Origin of the sequence: Deminuibacter soli (assembly GCF_003412455.1) — a bacterium.
GTDB lineage: Bacteria > Bacteroidota > Bacteroidia > Chitinophagales > Chitinophagaceae > Deminuibacter > Deminuibacter soli.
This window is the reverse complement of sequence record NZ_QTJU01000015.1, coordinates 39,764-56,770: the sequence shown is the minus strand read 5'-3', so window position 1 is coordinate 56,770 and position 17,007 is coordinate 39,764. Positions and strand designations below refer to the sequence as shown.

The 17,007-nt window shown below is 48.9% G+C and carries 11 protein-coding genes; 8 read left to right on the top strand and 3 right to left on the bottom strand.

Features of this window, described 5'->3' with window-relative positions; genetic code table 11:
* Nucleotides 1–57: 57 nt before the first annotated feature.
* The gene (locus DXN05_RS23395) at nt 58–915 is read left to right on the top strand and encodes a helix-turn-helix domain-containing protein (RefSeq protein WP_116849738.1); all 858 of its coding nucleotides are present in this window, start codon (nt 58–60) and stop codon (nt 913–915) included.
* Nucleotides 916–952: 37 nt separating this feature from the next.
* Here DXN05_RS23395 and DXN05_RS23390 read toward each other — a convergent pair whose 3' ends face one another.
* On the bottom strand, nt 953–2,773 hold the full coding sequence (locus DXN05_RS23390; protein WP_245975289.1) for a sigma 54-interacting transcriptional regulator: 1,821 nt from the start codon (nt 2,771–2,773) through the stop codon (nt 953–955).
* A 158-nt stretch (nt 2,774–2,931) separates the two neighbouring features.
* Between DXN05_RS23390 and DXN05_RS23385 the strand changes: the two genes are divergently transcribed.
* From DXN05_RS23385 to DXN05_RS23350, 7 genes are all read left to right on the top strand, one after another.
* On the top strand, nt 2,932–3,162 hold the full coding sequence (locus tag DXN05_RS23385; protein WP_116849736.1) for a hypothetical protein: 231 nt from the start codon (nt 2,932–2,934) through the stop codon (nt 3,160–3,162).
* A gap of 14 nt (nt 3,163–3,176) precedes the next feature.
* Nucleotides 3,177–4,052: an oxidoreductase gene (locus DXN05_RS23380; protein ID WP_116849735.1), complete on the top strand. Its 876-nt coding sequence runs from the start codon at nt 3,177–3,179 to the stop codon at nt 4,050–4,052.
* Between the two features lie 380 nt (nt 4,053–4,432).
* Nucleotides 4,433–5,419: a helix-turn-helix transcriptional regulator gene (locus DXN05_RS23370; RefSeq protein WP_158559421.1), complete on the top strand. Its 987-nt coding sequence runs from the start codon at nt 4,433–4,435 to the stop codon at nt 5,417–5,419.
* Between the two features lie 33 nt (nt 5,420–5,452).
* Nucleotides 5,453–5,869 carry a YidH family protein gene (locus tag DXN05_RS23365; RefSeq protein WP_116849733.1) on the top strand — a complete coding sequence of 139 codons (417 nt, stop codon included), beginning with the start codon at nt 5,453–5,455 and terminating at the stop codon, nt 5,867–5,869.
* A gap of 59 nt (nt 5,870–5,928) precedes the next feature.
* The gene (locus tag DXN05_RS23360; protein ID WP_116849732.1) at nt 5,929–7,374 is read left to right on the top strand and encodes a phytoene desaturase family protein; all 1,446 of its coding nucleotides are present in this window, start codon (nt 5,929–5,931) and stop codon (nt 7,372–7,374) included.
* Between the two features lie 3 nt (nt 7,375–7,377).
* Nucleotides 7,378–8,640, top strand: coding sequence for a YeiH family protein (locus tag DXN05_RS23355; protein WP_116849731.1), 1,263 nt, complete (start codon nt 7,378–7,380; stop codon nt 8,638–8,640).
* Between the two features lie 157 nt (nt 8,641–8,797).
* The gene (locus tag DXN05_RS23350; RefSeq protein WP_116849730.1) at nt 8,798–10,351 is read left to right on the top strand and encodes a glycoside hydrolase family 28 protein; all 1,554 of its coding nucleotides are present in this window, start codon (nt 8,798–8,800) and stop codon (nt 10,349–10,351) included.
* 56 nt (nt 10,352–10,407) lie between these two features.
* Here the strand turns inward: DXN05_RS23350 and DXN05_RS23345 are convergent, their stop codons facing one another.
* Nucleotides 10,408–13,716 (bottom strand): efflux RND transporter permease subunit, encoded by a 3,309-nt coding sequence (locus DXN05_RS23345; protein WP_116849729.1) that lies wholly within the window; start codon nt 13,714–13,716, stop codon nt 10,408–10,410.
* A complete protein-coding gene (locus DXN05_RS23340) occupies nt 13,713–17,000 on the bottom strand; it encodes an efflux RND transporter permease subunit (RefSeq protein ID WP_116849728.1) in 3,288 nt (1,095 codons plus the stop codon). Before DXN05_RS23340 ends, DXN05_RS23345 begins: the two co-directional genes overlap by 4 nt.
* Nucleotides 17,001–17,007: the final 7 nt, after the last annotated feature.

Here is a 17,007-nt window from a genome sequence, read left to right as displayed (position 1 = left end):
TGATGTATAGTTGTGTATTGCCTGCCTGTTTTACGGGCAGTTGAAAAGGGGAGTATCATGCAAGAGCGGATTACAGAAAACGGGCAGTGTTTATTCGGGTTACAAAAAATTAAAACCACCAGCCTTGGTATGCCTGTACAGTTCCCGGTATATTCAATTTTGTTTATTCCACAGGGCAGGGGATTTTACCAGGCAGATTTGACGAGGGTGCTGTTTAATGGCCCTGTTGTGTTGTTTGGTTCGCCCTTACAGGCTTTGCAAATGAGCAGTGATGCCCCGCAGGATGTTTATATGCTGCAATTCGACAGCGATTTTTACTGCATCGAAAATCACCGGGAAGAAGTTGCCTGCAACAGGTTATTGTTTAACAGTGCATACGTGCCGCCTGCAGTGCATTTATCTGCACGCGATGCGCAGGGATTTGCAGAACTGATGATGCAGATAGAAGCAGCTTTTGCTGTGGGAGAACCTGCTGATATTGTGTTAAGGGCTTACCTGCAACTGATACTTGCCAAAGCAAGTGCCATCCAGGCAACTGCCATATCAGGGGAAGAGCGGCAGGTGCAGAAAGATCACCGCATGGAGCAGTTCAGGCATTTGCTGGATAAGCATTATGTAACCCTGCATAAGCCGAATGAATATGCTCGGCTGCTGACCATGTCGCCCAATAATTTTACCCACTGCTGTAAACGTTATTTTAAGAAATCACCTACCGAGCTGATACAGGAACGGTTGATACTGGAAGCGAAGCGGCAGCTGCAGATGACCAGTAAAAGCATCAAGGAAATTGCATGGGCGCTGCAGTTCAGGGACGAGTTTTATTTCAGCCGCTTTTTCAAGAATTTCACGAATGTATCTCCTTCTGTTTTCAGGAAGATGGCAGGTGTTTCTGCAGTGGCCGGTTTGTGTGCGTAATAAGCTACGCATGCAAACAGGCTGTGCTTCTGCGCGGTTATTTACCTACCTGTATAATGTCGCGGCGGATACCCAGCTTTTTCATTTTTGAAAACAATGTACTGGAAGGGATGCCCAGTAAATCTGCTGCTCCTTTTTTACCGCCAACCCTGCCGTTGCAATATTTCAATACTTTAAAAATATGATCGCGCTCTGCATCACTGATGGTTTTTATTTCTTCAGGTGCAAAGTCTGCGCTGCCGGCTGCGACAGCCTGGGTAACGGGCAGGTAAACATTTTTCAGCATGGTGCCTTTGGTGAGTAATACGCTGCGTTCAATTAAATGCTCCAGTTCGCGGATATTGCCGGGCCAGCTATAATTGCATAAATCCTGCAGCACCTTGTTACTGAGACCGTCCATTTTTTTACCTGCTTCCCTGGCAAAACGGTTCACGAAATAAGCGGCAAGCAGGGGTATGTCTTCACTGCGTTCGCGCAGCGCCGGCAAACTGATGGGAAATATGTTGAGGCGGTAATACAAATCCCTCCTGAACCTGCCTGCTGCCACTTCTTCTTCCAGGTCGCGGTTGGTGGCTGCAATAATCCGCACGTTTACTTTAATGGTGCCTTTGCCGCCGATGCGTTCTATTTCGCGCTCCTGCAAAACGCGCAGCAGTTTTACCTGCATATCGGGTGGCATTTCACCAATTTCATCCAGAAATAACGTGCCTTCATTGGCCAGTTCAAATTTGCCTACACGCCGTTCGGTTGCGCCGGTGAAGCTGCCGCGTTCGTGCCCGAATAATTCGCTTTCAACCAGGTTTGCCGGCAGTGCGGCGCAGTTCACTTTCACCATCAGCTTGTTTTTGCGCGGTGAGTTGTTGTGAATGGCCCGTGCAATCAGTTCCTTGCCTGTACCGGTTTCGCCCAGTATCAGCACGGTGCTGTGCGAAGGGGCAACGGTTTCTATCAGGTGATAGATTCTTTTCATAGACATGCTGTCGCCCACAATTTCTGTGTAGTTATGATTGGTATCGATCTCCTGCTGCAGGTATAGCTTTTCATCTTCCAGCTGCTGTTTGTAGTTGTTGATTTCAATGAGCTGGTCGTTGATCTTATTATTGGCAACAATGTTGGATACGGCAATGGATAACTGGTTGGCTAGCCCTGCTATAAAATGCAGCGTGCTTTCGGGTATTTCCTGCTGCTGCTCAAAAAGCAACAGCCATATGCCGCATACCTGGCCGCCTTTGCAGAATTTTGCCATAACAGCCTGGCGTATGCCGGTTTCGTAATTCACACGCAGGTACAGGGGAAGCGGTATGGCTTTACTTAAAACATCCAGGTCAAACACTACGGGCATGGCTGAGGCAATAACATGTTCAATTACGCCATCTCCGGATGCATACTTAAAGGTAATGGCCTCTTTATACTCAGGGTGATTGAAGCTGCCTGTAGCGGGATCAAGCAAAAATGCGCTGATGGTATCATCATCGTTGGTGATGCCTATAACGGTATGATTGAAGCCTATAACAGTTTTGAGCATTTTGTTAATCTCGTGCAACAGTTCTTCCTGGTTGCGCACACTGCCTATGGCACTGCTGAAAGAAAGCAGCAATGAGGTCTGGTACTGCATCTGCAGCATTTCTTCACGCGCCAGGAAGACTGCTACCCGGGCATACAGCAAATACGCTGTATCGGGCGCACGCCCGTCAATGGCTATACCGTCAGGCAATGCAGCAACCGATACTGTATGTGCGCGGGTGCCGTTGGTACGTAGGGTGCTGTTGGGTACGTGCATGGCAGGTATGCCGGAACGTTTTTTTGTACATGGCATCAGCTGCCAGTCATAGTCATGATCCGGGTATCTTTTTTTCATAGAGTGATACCAGTTTTGCACCAATGTTTTTTCGTGTTCAGAAGCAGTTTTTTGGAGGAAGTGCCGGATGGCTTCAAACAATGGTTGATCAACGGACATATGCTGTTTTCGGATTGTTTGCCAATAGGTATGCCAGTTTTAATAGTTAATTGATAATCATGTTAGTATATGGTTTGTTGTGTTTTGTTTCAACCACGATATTTCCGGATATCCGGAAATATCCGGAAGGGAAAACCCACTTCGAAAAAGTCCTACGGACAAAGTTTACAAAGGAGCCCTATGCAGCAGGTTACCTTATACCTGCTGCTATCGTGCTGAGCTTTTGGGCAAACAAAAATGGAGCTTTCCAGCAAAGTGAAGAGGCTGCTGCTGTTGCGAACTTTGTGTAACAAAAACAAAGTATATGTCAAAAGTTTGGTTTGTAACAGGAAGTGCCCGCGGATTGGGCCGTAGTCTTACAGAAGCAGTACTGGCAGCAGGTGATAAAGTAGCAGCAGCAGCGCGCAATACACAGCAATTGCAATCATTGCTTAAACAATATCCCGACCAGTTATTAACGGTAGCGCTGGATGTAAATAACCAGCAGCAGATTAATGAAGCAGTAACTGCCACTATCGCACGTTTTGGCCGTATTGATGTGCTGGTAAACAATGCCGGTTTCGGTATCATTGGCGCAGCAGAAGCTTTTACCGAAGAGCAGGTGCGCAGTCAGCTGGAAACAAATTTATATGCACCCATTGCCATTACCCGTGCGGTATTGCCTTACATGCGTGAACAACGCTCCGGCAGGATATTGCAGATAAGCTCTATCGGCGGCCGCGTTGGTTTTGCTGCGCTGAGTATATACCATGCTGCAAAATTCGGCCTGAGTGGTTTTGCCGAATCCCTGGCGAAAGAAGTAGCGCCGCTCGGCATTTTTGTTACCAGTATTGAACCCGGTGGTTTTCGTACAGACTGGGCCGGCGCCTCTATGACCTATGCCCAGCAGGTAGAAGGGTATGAAACAACCGTAGATGCACGCAAGGCCTTTATGGAGAGCGGAAAATTTGTACCGGTAGGAGACCCGGAAAAAGCTGCCAAAGCCATGATAGAACTGGTAAAAGCGCCGCAGCAGCCATTACACCTGGTGCTGGGCAGTGAAGCCATCGGTATTTTAAAACAGAACAATACCAACCGTGATGCAGAAATAGCGCAGTGGGAAAAGGTTAGTCTGTCAACCGATCATAGCGAAGCAGAACCTTTTCTTACTTCTGTTGAAGGCAGGCAATACCTGAAATAAGGATCAGCAGGAAACCGCTTTCAGCAAAATTCCGGTGAATATTGCTTTGTGCTGATCGGAAGCTGCAACGCAAAGCGTGATGGCTGCATTGGGCGGCATACCTATGGGCAGGCCTGCTTATCCTGAAGAAGTTGCAGAGTTGATCGGGTTTCTTGTTTCTCCAGGGCTGCATATTTAAGCGGCACGGAATATGTAATTGATGGCGGAACCATTCCAACTATTTAAATAGCGGTGATTACAGCCGGCTGCAGGTAACGCAGCCGGTTGTTAATTCGCTGTTATACCGTTACGGGCCGCTGTGGTTTTAGTAATTTTGTATGCTTCGTATGCTTGTTCATTGAAATAGTCAGGATGGGATTAAAAATGATAGTATGGGTAATATGATAAGAGTACAAACGCTGCAGGATTTTTATTATGAGCATTTCAACGGCATTGCTGCCCCGGCTGCAGAAGTAGAACATTTCAGTGTATTTAAACGCAATGCAGAAGGTGGTCCTGTTGCCATAGATGTGGATTACAGCAGGAAAGGATTTTATAAAATCTGCTTACTGAAAGGCAAGTGCCGGATACGTTATGCCGACCAGGTGTATGATGTGGAGGGTAACACCTTGTTTTTTGTAAATCCATTGGTGCCTTACGGTCTTGAAGTGCTGGATGACGAACAGGGCGGATATTTTTGTGTTTTCTCCGATGTATTTATCAGTGGCTCCTGCCACCTGAGAACATATCCTTTGTTCAAGCCCGGTGAATATCCCGTATTCTCCCTAACCAACGAACAGGCTGCAGAAGCAAGCGCAATATTCGAACGCATGTTAACAGAAGTTGGTTCTACCTTTACCTACAAATATGATGCGTTGCGTAACATGGCGCAACAACTGATGCTGTTTGCGCTGAAGTTGTGTTTTGCTGCGTCACGGGATAATAATAATGAAGCCAGTGCCGGTGCGCGGCTCATGGTGTCTTTCAACGAGTTGCTTGAAGGGCAGTTCCCTGTGCGGTCGGTAACACACCCCATCAAATACCGGTACCCGCTGGATGTGGCCAATGCGCTGGGTGTTTCGGTGAATCACCTAAACTTCCTGGCCAAACAAATTACGGGCAATACCACTTCACAATTAATTGCCGGCCGTTTTGTGCAGGAAGCCAAAATATTACTGGCGCACACGCAATGGAGTGTATCTGATATCGGCCGCTCGCTGGGGTTTGAAGAGATGTCGCACTTTGCACGATTCTTTAAAAAATATGCAGGACTGTCGCCAAGAGATTTCCGCAATCTCGGTGCCGGTCAACACAACCTTAGCCCCCTGAATGGTGTTGCACAACAGGGCGAGCCGGCGCAACCGCAACGGGAGAAGGCCATGCTGTAACAGCCCCGCCATTTTTCAGCAAAAAAAGCGCGCATGCAAACAGAGGAAACACACAGGGAAAAGAAGGTGGCCGGGCCAACAGATTACCTGGCCAATGAACGTACTTTTCTTGCCTGGATACGAACCGGCATAGCATTAATGGGCTTTGGTTTTGTAATTGTAAAGTTTGCCCTGTTTGTGCTGCAGGTAACACTGGCGCTTACCAATGCGCCCGTAAAGGTAATGCCAGGTGTTAAAACGCATTCAGGTGCCGTGGGTATTGCAATGATTGCCATTGGTGCCGTTGTATCTATACTGGCATATGTACGTTATGTACACACCGAAAAACAACTCAAATCCGGTGAATATACCAGTTCCCGGTGGTTACCCGCATTAGTTACCGTTTGTATTATGGTAGTGGCGATACTGCTGCTGGTTTACCTGTTGCATGGTATTGCAGAAGAAAGATAGCCTTCTTTGGTTACTATTAAGTTGCTTTGGATATCTTTAGGCCAAAGCAGCACGGCTATATGAAAAACAAGGCGTTTGATGCAGTAATTGTTGGTGCAGGCCCTAATGGCTTGTCAGCCGCCATTGCATTACAGCAGGCCGGTTTAAACGTGCTGCTTGTTGAAGCCAAAAGCACTATCGGCGGCGGTTTACGCTCTGCCGCGTTAACCTTGCCTGGTTTTGTGCATGATGTGTGTTCTGCCATTCACCCCCTGGCCATGGCTTCCCCTTTTTTTAAAACATTGCCGCTGGCAGACTATGGATTGCAATACCTGCAACCGCCTGTTGCAGCAGCGCATCCGTTTGATGACGGTAGCGCAGCAGCTTTGTTTCCTTCGTTAAAAAATACCATTGATACTTTGGATGCAGCAGATGCGGGTGCTTACCGCCGTTTGCTGGAACCTGTGATAAAAGACTGGGATATGCTATTGCCCGAATTACTGGGGCCTTTACATATGCCAAAACATCCGCTTGCCATGGCGCGTTTCGGCTGGCCTGCGCTCAGGGCTGCTACTACAATTGCCAAACGTTTTAAAGAAAATAAGGCAAGGGGACTGTGGGCAGGCATGGCAGCGCACAGTATTCAGCCTTTAACCCATTTAACCACTTCTGCTGTAGGCCTGGTATTGCTGGCTGCAGGGCATACCGGCGGATGGCCTTTGCCAAAAGGCGGCTCACAGGCTATTGCGCAGGCATTGGTGCAGTATTTTATTGCACTGGGTGGAAAGGTAGAAACAGACTTCCCGGTACACTCGCTTAACCAGTTGCCTTCTTCACACGCAGTTGTATTTGATGTTACGCCCAGGCAGCTGCTGGCCATTACCGGCGATCGTTTCAGCGGCTTCTACAAACGGCAGCTGCAACATTTCCGTTATGGGCCCGGGGTGTTTAAAATTGACTGGGCTTTGCGTGAACCCATACCTTTTACCGCAGCGCATTGCCGTGCAGCCGGTACCGTACACCTGGGCAATACACTGGAAGAAATTACCGCCGGGGAGCAGCAGGTTTGGGAAGGGCGGCACCCGGATAAACCGTTTGTATTACTGGCACAGCAAAGCCTGTTTGATGCATCGCGTGTGCCACAGGGCAGGCAGGCTGCCTGGGCTTATTGTCATGTGCCGCATGGTTCGCAAAAAGATATGACTACGGCAATTGAAAACCAGGTAGAGCGGTTTGCGCCCGGTTTTAAAGATATTATCCTGGAACGGCATGTAATGCACACCACACAGCTCGAGGCGTATAACCCCAATTATATTGGCGGCGACATCAATGGCGGCATCCTGGATATACGCCAGCTGTACACGCGGCCCGCACTGCGTTTAACGCCTTATGCCACCCCGGCAAAAGGTATTTTTATCTGTTCCTCTTCCACACCGCCGGGTGGGGGCGTGCATGGCATGTGCGGGTATCATGCCGCACAGGCTGTATTAAAAGATGTATTTCACCTGTCTAAAAAATCCCTCTGACATATGACGATTGCTACCAGGAAATTTGTATTGCCCGAAGACTGGGTGGTTGTAGTGCTCGGCGCACTGATTATTGCACTGGCCGTTTCAGGATTGGTATTGCCGGTACCGGTGTTTGGCTGGCATAACACTGCTGATCTTGCTTCCCGTGTATTTACTGCTGCCAATTTCGCTGCTATTGCATGGCAGCTGTTATTCGTAACCGTGATAGCTGCTACCGGCGCCTGGTTAACGGGTAAGGCATTGCGCACTTATATTCCTGCTTTTATCATTGTGTATGTGCTTACCATTATTGCATTGATCATTGCCGGTAACAGCCAGTTAAAAAACCTGGGACTGGAAGCCGTAATCTTCAGCCTGGTAATTGGTTTGGTGATCGGCAACTTTTTTACCTTGCCCGAATGGTTTACAACAGCTTTGTCTACCGAACTGTTTGTAAAAATCGGCCTGGTATTGCTGGGCACTTCGGTAATCTTCACCGATATCCTGAAAGCCGGTTCACTGGGACTGGTACAGGCATTGGTAGTGGTGTTATCCGTATGGTATTTTGCGTTCTGGCTGTGCAAAAAACTAAAGGTAGATGATGAGCTGACGATGATGATATCAAGTGCCGTATCTATCTGCGGCGTATCGGCTGCTATTGCTACATCCGGGGCTATTAAGGGCGATGGCAAAAAGCTGTCGTACGTTATTTCGATGGTATTGATCACGGCGATACCGATGATGATTTTTATGCCGGTGATTGCGCATTATTTTCATTTCCCGGAAGAAGTAACAGGTGCCTGGCTGGGCGGCAGTATTGACACAACAGGCGCTGTAGTGGCATCCGGCACACTGGTGGGTGAAACCGCATTAAAGTTCAGCACCATTGTGAAATTCTCTCAAAACGTATTGCTGGGTGTGGCTGCATTTGCCATTTCCCTTTACTGGACATATACCAAAAATCCCGCTGCAGCAGATGCAGCAAACAAACCCACGCTGAAAGTTATCTGGGAGCGTTTCCCAAAATTTGTACTGGGTTTTATCGGCGCCTCGTTGTTGTTTTCGTTCGTGGTTTCACCTGCTACTGCCTTACAGGTGAAAGACAGCCTGAAAAACCTGCAGGGCTTGTGGTTTGCACTGGCGTTTACCAGCATTGGCCTCGAAACCCGCTTCGCTGACCTCTTTACCGCCAGCAACAAAAAGCCATTATACGCCTTCCTGCTGGCCCAAACCTTTAACATCTTTATTACATTGGGCATTGCATTTCTACTGTTCAATCATTAGTCCATCAAAACATAAAGCCGGCAAACCATAAAACCATCATCCCATCCAACCATCGATACTTATTTGCACCCCAGGCGCAAATAAGTATCATGATTCGCACGATATGTAATAGTCGTGCTGTCCGGTTGACTTTATTTTTACGGCCTCAAATTGTCGTATGTATAAGAAATGTTTCAGCCTGGCATTGGTTTGTTTCAGCTGGTTTGCGTTGCGTGCGCAAACATTCAACATCACCAGTTATGGCGCAGTAAGTGATGGCAGCACCAACAATGCGGCTGCCATACAAAAAGCAGTGGATGCATGTAATAAAAACGGCGGCGGCATGGTGTATGTGCCTGCCGGAACCTTTGTTACCGGCACGTTTCATTTAAAAAGCAATGTACAGTTGTACCTCGAAAACGGCGCTGTGTTAAAGGGCAGCAGCAAGCTGCCTGATTATGATTCCTATACCAGGGAAGGGTATGGCCTTAACTACTATGGCATGCTGTATACGGTGAATGCAGAGAACGTATCAATCACCGGTCAGGGCACCATTGATGGCAATAACCCGGCGTTTCATGACTTTCAGCATGCGAAAAAGATAGATTCAGCGGGCACCCGGTTTACCCGACAGGGCAACAACTACCGCCATGTAAGCAGTGGTATTGGTGATGGCCCGGTGGTGCCTGATAAATTGCGCCCGCACCAGATGGTGATTTTCTCCAATTGCAAAAATGTGCGCATGCAGGCTGTAACCCTGTTGAATTCACCGTTCTGGACACTGCATTTTGCAGATTGCGATGCGGTGACGGTAGATGGTATACACGTGTGGAGCGGTATACTGGTGCCCAATGCAGACGGTATCGATATTACCAGCAGCAGCAATGTAGTAGTGGCAAATTGTGATGTGCGCGCAGGTGATGATGCGCTGGTGATCGCCGGTTATGATCATCATTTTGAAATACCCGGTTTTAGCGGCATGCGTCACGTATCACAGAATATCGTGGTCACCAACTGCAACCTGCAGTCTGCCTCAAGCGGTATACGCATTGGATTTCTTGACCAGAACAGTGTGCGCAATATCCAGATCAGCAATGTAAACATTACCAATTCAACACGCGGCATCGGCATTTTTGTGCGCGACCAGGGTTCGCTGGAGAACATTCATTTCTCGAACATGTACATTGAAACAAAATTGCGTACGGGCGACTGGTGGGGCAATGGCGAACCCATCCATATTTCTGCAGTACGCGGCAATCCCGATATACGGCAACTGGGCATCGTGCGTGATGTAACTTTCAGCAATATTACCTGCAAGGGTGAAAATGGTTTGCTGCTGTGGGGATCTGACGAAAGCATTTTGCAGGATATTAAACTGGATCATGTAACCTTACAACTTGTGAACTCCCCGCTGAACGATCTGGCAGGCGGTAACATCGATCTGCGTGGTTGCCTGCGCGAGAAAGAACAGCTGTTTGCAGCAGATATACCTGCGCTGAAAGCAAACTATATCAAAGGACTTAGCGTAGCCGATTGTTCCTTTAGCTGGGCGGCAGATATGACGCAGCCTTATTTTACCAATGCCATAGAAGTAGCGCATTACGATGGGGTAGACATTCGCAGGGTGAAAGCAACTGCTTCGCCTGCGCATGCAAAAGGGCCCCTGGTTACATTAAAAGATGGTAAAAATGCCAGCACTGATTTTCCCAAAGAGCAGGTGGCGGGCAAATAACAACATGAATCAATGTGTTTGGATAGAAGGCGGTCAAAGCAATTTGACCGCCTTTTTTATTCCGCAGCAGGTGAAGCATTGCCGTTGCCATTGGCTGCCTCACGGCTTTGTTTGTTTTCATGATGCGCCTGTTCAATATCATATTCCAGCTCTGGATCAATGTTTTGTTCTTCCACTCGTTTGGCTTTCTCCATCAGTTCTTCATGATGATCCTGCAGCCACTGCAATTGCTTTTTGCCGTACGACAGGCGCGTAAACAATACATACAACACCGGCACAATAAAAATAGAAAGCGAGGAAGAAGCAATCATGCCGCCCAGCACGGCCAGCCCGATGGTATTGCGCGCTACGGCGCCTGCACCGGTGGCCAGCACCAGCGGCATTACACCCAGTATAAACGCAAGCGAGGTCATAATGATGGGGCGTAAACGCAGGCGTACGGCTTCCAGTGTGCTTTGCACCAGTTCTTCACCGCGGTCAACACGCAACTTTGCAAATTCCACAATCAGGATGGCATTCTTGGCGGAGAGACCGATTAGTGTAATCAGTCCTATTTGCGCGTACACATTGTTCGTGAGCCTGGGCACCAGCGTAAGTGCAAGGATAGCGCCGAACGCGCTGATAGGTACAGCCAGCATAACCGAGAACGGCACAGACCAGCTTTCATATAAAGCAGCAAGAAACAGGAATACAAATACAATAGAGAACAGGAAAATGTATACCGTGGTAGTGCCTGCGCGTATTTCCTCGTAGCTGAGGCCGGAGAACTCATACGTATAACCCTGCGGCAAAACTTTGGCAGCTGTTTCTTTCAGTGCTTCAATACCTTGTCCGCTGCTGTAGCCTGCGGGTGTTGAGCCATCTACTTCTGCAGAACGGAAGATATTGAAGTGCGTGATCAGCGGTGCTGTTTCTGCGGGCTGGTAACTGATGAGGGAACTAAGCGGTAACATTTGACCGGCCTGGTTGCGCACATAGTATTTGTTCATGTTGCTGATCAGTGCGCGGTACGCAGTATCTGCCTGTACCACCACATGAAAAGTGCGGTTGTACAAAGTGAAATTGTTTACAAACAGGCTGCCCATATACGCCTGCATGGTATTGAACACATCCGAGATATTCACGCCCATTTTCTGGCACACTTCGCGGTTTACTGTAAGGTTGTAACTGGGCGTATGTGCTGCGTAATAACTGAACGCGGTGGAGATCGGCGGGCTTTTATGTGCAGCCGCAATAAACTTTTTAACCACCGTCTCAAACTGGTGAATATCATCGCTGGTATTGCCCTGCTGAATCTGCATGCTGAAGCCTGCTGCCTGCCCGATGCCCCGTATAGGCGGCGGTGGTATCACTACCACGTTGGCATTTTTAATGCCTGCTTTGGCAATACGTTCGCGCATTACTTCAATTAGTCCAGGCAGTTTTTCTCCCGGGTTTTTGCGCTGCTCCCAGGGTTTCAGCATTACGAAGATGGTGCCGTTGTTGGAGTTGGAGCCGCCATTGAGAATATTAAAGCCCGATAGTGCGGCATAATGGTTTACACCAGCTGTAGCACCTACAATGTTCATCAGTTTGGTCATCAGTTCAACTGACTGTGCTACAGATGATGCTTCGGGCAACTGGTAGGTAACGTATAAACGCCCATCATCCTCCGGCGGAATAAAACCGGAGGGTTTGTTTTTAAACAGGATGAATGTGCCGATACAAATACATACCAGCAGCAATACAATATAACGTGCGCCTTTAATAGAGCGCTGTACACCGTTGGAATACCTGCCTGTTAAACGCGTAAACCAGCTGTTGAATGCGGTGAAAAAGCGATCAACAATGGTTTTCTTTTTCAGGTGTGAGGGCCGCAGCAACAAAGTGCAAAGTGCCGGTGTAAGCGATAGGGCGATAAAGGCGGAGAGTATGACCGATATGGCAATGGTAATGGCAAACTGCTGGTACAAGCGGCCCACAATGCCGGGTATAAAGCCCACCGGTACAAACACGGCGGCCAGTATGAGCGCAATGGCCACTACCGGTGCAGATATTTCTTTCATGGCATGGTAGGTAGCCTCCTTGGGTGACATGTGTTGTTCATCAATGTAATGCTGCACGGCTTCTACCACGATGATCGCGTCATCTACCACAATGCCGATGGCCAGCACAAAGCCGAACATGGTTAAGGTATTGATGGTAAAACCCAGCGGTATAAAAAAGCAGAAGGTGCCGAGAATAGACACCGGTATGGCCAGTATGGGAATAAGCGTGGAGCGCAGGTTCTGCAGGAACAGGAACACCACGATCGCTACCAGTCCCAATGCCTGCAGCAATGTCATCAGCACTTCGTGGATAGAAACGGTGATGATAGTGACAGATTCAAAGGGGACTTTGTAGTCTACATCTGGCGGGAAGAATTTTTTCAGCTTCTCGAGCTCAATGTATACGTTTTTGGCTGTCTCCAATGCGTTGCTGCCGGGGGCCTGGTACACCATGAGGTAGGATGCGCGTTTGCCGTCTACAAAGGAATTGCTGGAAAAGGTAAACTTGCCCAGTTCTACGCGGGCCACATCTTTCAGGTATACCAGTCTGGCACCTTGCTGGCTGCTGTCGGGTATGGTTTTAACAATCACGTTCTCATAATCGGATGCCTTCTGCAGCTGGCCGTTGGGTAATACGGTTAACTCGAAAGCCTGTTCGCTTTTCTGTGGCGGTGCCCCAACAGCGCCTGCTGCAACATATACGTTTTGTGCGTTAAGGGCTGCAGTAATGTCTTTCGGCATTAAACCATAAGCGGCCATTTTATCGGGATTCAGCCAAACGCGCATGCTGAACTGGTCGGTGCGTGCGCTGATATCACCCACGCCCGGTACGCGCAGCAGGGCATCTTCCACGAATATGTTGGTATAGTTATCCAGAAAGGTGATGTTGTGTGTGCCCCTGGGTGCATAAATCGCAATCATCATCAGCATGCTCGGGTTGCGGGCACGAACGGTAAGCCCCAGTTTACTTACAACCGAAGGCAGCAATGGCGTGGCAATGCCTACACGGTTCTGTACATTAAGCGTGGCGATGTGCACATTGGTGCCTACCTTGAATGTGACGCTCACATTCATATTGCCTGAATTGGTATTGGTGCTTTGCATGTACTCCATGCCCGGTGCACCATTCACTTGTTCTTCAATGGGGATGGCAACGGTTTGCTCTACGGTTTGTGCATCAGCGCCTGTGTATTGCCCGGTGATAGAGACAGAGGGAGGCGATATATTCGGGTACTGGTCAACCGCAAGATTGAAGATGCAGATCAATCCTGAAATAATGAGCACGGTCGATATAACGATGGCTGTTACGGGGCGCTTTATGAAGGTGTTCGCGATCATCCTGCAAGGGGTTGGTTTTGGCCGCCCTTCGCATCCATGCCATGAAGGTCGCGTGATTTCTGTATTTCAAATTCCAGCTCAGGGTCAATATTCTGTGCTTCTACTTTTTTTGCTTTCTCCATCAGGTCTGCATGGTGCGCCTTCAGGTAATCAAGTTTCTTTTTACCGTACGATGCGCGGGTGATTAATACAAACAATACGGGCACAATAAAAATGGCAATGGTAGAAGCGGCCAGCATGCCGCCCAGCACGGTAAGCCCGATGGTACGCCGCGCCACTGCGCCTGCGCCGGATGCAAATACAAGCGGCAGCACACCTAGTATAAAGGCCAGTGAAGTCATTACAATGGGCCGCAAGCGCAGGCTTACCGCTTCCAGCGTGGATTGAACCAGGTCTTCGCCGCGGTCTACGCGCACCTTGGCAAACTCCACGATCAGGATGGCGTTTTTTGCAGCCAGGCCAATCAGTGTGATCAGCCCTATCTGTGCGTATACATTGTTGGTTAGCCCGGGCGCCAGTACCAGTGTTAGAATAGCGCCGAATGCACCGATGGGTACGGCCAACAGTACAGAAAAGGGTACAGACCAGCTTTCGTACAGCGCAGCGAGAAACAGGAATACAAACGTGATAGAGAACAGGAAAATATATACCGTGGCAGAGCCTGCTTTTATTTCTTCATAACTGAGGCCCGAAAACTCATAGGTGTATCCCTGCGGCAGCACCTTTGCTGCCACCTCTTTCAACGCCTGCAATGCCTCGGCGCTGCTGTGCCCTGCCGCAGGCATGCCGTCGATTTCGGCAGAACGGAAGATGTTGAAATGCGAGATGAGCGGTGCTGTTTCGGTGGGCTTGTAACTGATGAGTGTGCCCAGCGGCAGCATCTGGCCATTCTGGTTACGCACATAGTATTTATCCATATCGGAGATCATGGCGCGGTAAGCCGTATCTGCCTGCACTACCACGTGAAAGGTGCGGTTGTAGGTAGTGAAATCGTTAATGTACAAGCTGCCCATAAATGCTTGTATAGTAGTAAACACATCCGATACATTCACGCCGAGCTTTTCGCATTTCCCGCGATCTACCGTTAAGCTGTAGCCCGGTGTGTGGGCTGCATAAAAACTATTGGCATTGGCAATGGCCGGGTTTTTATTGGCTTCTGTTACAAAACGCTGCACTACTTTTTCAAATGCATGCAGGTCGTCGCCGGTACTGCGTTGTTCAACCTGGAAACTAAAGCCTGCGCCTGCGCCGATGCCGGGTATGGGAGAGGGCTGTATCACTTCTACATTGGCATTGCGTATACCGGCATCGGCAATGCGGTTTTGCAATACCGTAAGTATGTTGGGTACTTTTTCATCACTGTGTTTGCGTTCGTCCCAGGGTTTTAACTGGCAGTAAATGGTGCCGCAGTTGCTGTTGGTGGCATTGGTAATTACATTGAGACCAGACAGGGCTGCATAGTGTGCCACGCCTGGTGTGGCCGCCACTACCTTCATCAGGCGCTGCATTAAAGCCACAGAAGCGCTGGTGGAAGAGGCTGGCGGCAGCTGGTAGGTGACATAAATATTGCCATCGTCTTCGGAAGGGATAAAACCCGACGACTTACTGCGGAACAGGAAGAAAGCGGCCACACATACACATACCAGCAATACCAGTATGTATTTTGCGCCTGCAATGGATTGCTTAACGCCGGCTGAATAGGAATCCGTTATCCGCTGAAACCAGTCATTGAAACGGACGAACAATTTATTGATGCCTTTGGCCTGCTCCTTCGGCCTGGATGGTTTCAGCAACAGGGTGCACAGGGCAGGCGTAAGCGAAAGCGCAATAAAGGCGGAGATGATCACGGAAATGGCAATGGTAATGGCGAATTGCTGATACAATCTGCCCACAATGCCCGGTATAAAACCTACGGGTACAAACACCGCCGCAAGTATCAGTGCAATGGCCACAACAGGAGCAGATATGTCTTTCATGGCATGATAGGTAGCCTCCTTGGGCGACATGCCTTCATTGTCTATATAATGCTGCACGGCTTCCACCACGATAATGGCATCATCTACCACAATACCGATGGCCAGTACAAAACCGAACATGGTTAGGGTATTGATGGTAAAACCGAGCGGAATAAAAAAGCAGAATGTGCCGAATATAGAAACAGGAATAGCCAGCACAGGAATCAGCGTGGAGCGCAGGTTCTGGAGAAAGATGTACACCACAATGGCGACCAGTCCCAGTGTCATCAGCAGGGTGTCGATTACATCAGACATAGACACCTTCACCACCGTTACCGATTCAAACGGCACCTTGTAAGCCACATCGGTAGGAAAGAACTGTTTCAGCTGTTCCAGTTCTTTGTAAATGCCTTCGGCAGTGCGCAGTGCATTGCTGCCGGGCGCCTGGTATATCTGCAGGTAAGAGGCCCGTGCGCCGTCAACAAAGGAATTGCTGGCGAAGGTGAATTTGCCAAGCTCTACCCTGGCTACATCTTTCAGGTAAACGAGGGCACCGGTTTCGGGAATGGTTTTAACAATGATATTTTCAAACTCTGGTACTTTGCTTAAGCGACCATTAACAAGTATACCTATCTCAAAAGTCTGCGATTTGTTTTGCGGCGGCACGCCTGCACTGCCTGCTGCTACCTGCACATTCTGTGCATTGAGGGCATTGATCACATCCTGCGGGGTAATGCTGTATGTGGCCATTTTTTCCGGGTTCATCCAAATGCGCATGGAGAAGTCATCGGTGAAACGCGTAATGGTGCCAACACCCGGTACCCGCAGCAATGCATCCTGTACAAATATATTCGCGTAATTGTCGAGAAAGGTGATGTTGTGCGTGCCCCTGGGCGCGTAAATGGCTACCATCATCAGCATGCTGGGGTTTACGGCGCGAACGGTAACGCCAAGGCGACTGGCTACTGCAGGTAATAGTGGCGTGGCAATGCTTACACGGTTCTGTACATCCAGGGCTGCCACATCAATATCGGTACCAATGTTGAAGGTTACATTCATTTGCATAAGCCCGTTGTTGGTGCTGTTGCTTTGCATGTATTCCATACCTGGCGTGCCGTTTACCTGCTGTTCTATGGGCGTGGCAACGGTTTGTTCTACGGTTTGCGCATCAGCGCCGGTGAACTGTGCATTTACCTGTACAATGGGCGGGGTGATATCCGGGTACTGGTCAACCGGCAGCACCGCGATACAAATGGCACCCGTAAGCACCAGCACAATGGAAATGACGATGGCGGTAACCGGCCGTTTAATGAATGTATTTGCAATCATAGTTATG

Bases quoted from the DNA above. Each gene is read 5' to 3' on its own strand.
- DXN05_RS23390 (WP_245975289.1), bottom strand. From the start codon at position 2,773: ATGAAAAAAAGATACCCGGATCATGACTATGACTGGCAGCTGATGCCA.
- DXN05_RS23370 (WP_158559421.1), top strand. From the start codon at position 4,433: ATGATAAGAGTACAAACGCTGCAGGATTTTTATTATGAGCATTTCAAC.
- DXN05_RS23350 (WP_116849730.1), top strand. From the start codon at position 8,798: ATGTATAAGAAATGTTTCAGCCTGGCATTGGTTTGTTTCAGCTGGTTT.
- DXN05_RS23360 (WP_116849732.1), top strand. From the start codon at position 5,929: ATGAAAAACAAGGCGTTTGATGCAGTAATTGTTGGTGCAGGCCCTAAT.
- DXN05_RS23385 (WP_116849736.1), top strand. From the start codon at position 2,932: ATGTTAGTATATGGTTTGTTGTGTTTTGTTTCAACCACGATATTTCCG.
- DXN05_RS23380 (WP_116849735.1), top strand. From the start codon at position 3,177: ATGTCAAAAGTTTGGTTTGTAACAGGAAGTGCCCGCGGATTGGGCCGT.
- DXN05_RS23365 (WP_116849733.1), top strand. From the start codon at position 5,453: ATGCAAACAGAGGAAACACACAGGGAAAAGAAGGTGGCCGGGCCAACA.
- DXN05_RS23340 (WP_116849728.1), bottom strand. From the start codon at position 17,000: ATGATTGCAAATACATTCATTAAACGGCCGGTTACCGCCATCGTCATT.
- DXN05_RS23345 (WP_116849729.1), bottom strand. From the start codon at position 13,716: ATGATCGCGAACACCTTCATAAAGCGCCCCGTAACAGCCATCGTTATA.
- DXN05_RS23395 (WP_116849738.1), top strand. From the start codon at position 58: ATGCAAGAGCGGATTACAGAAAACGGGCAGTGTTTATTCGGGTTACAA.
- DXN05_RS23355 (WP_116849731.1), top strand. From the start codon at position 7,378: ATGACGATTGCTACCAGGAAATTTGTATTGCCCGAAGACTGGGTGGTT.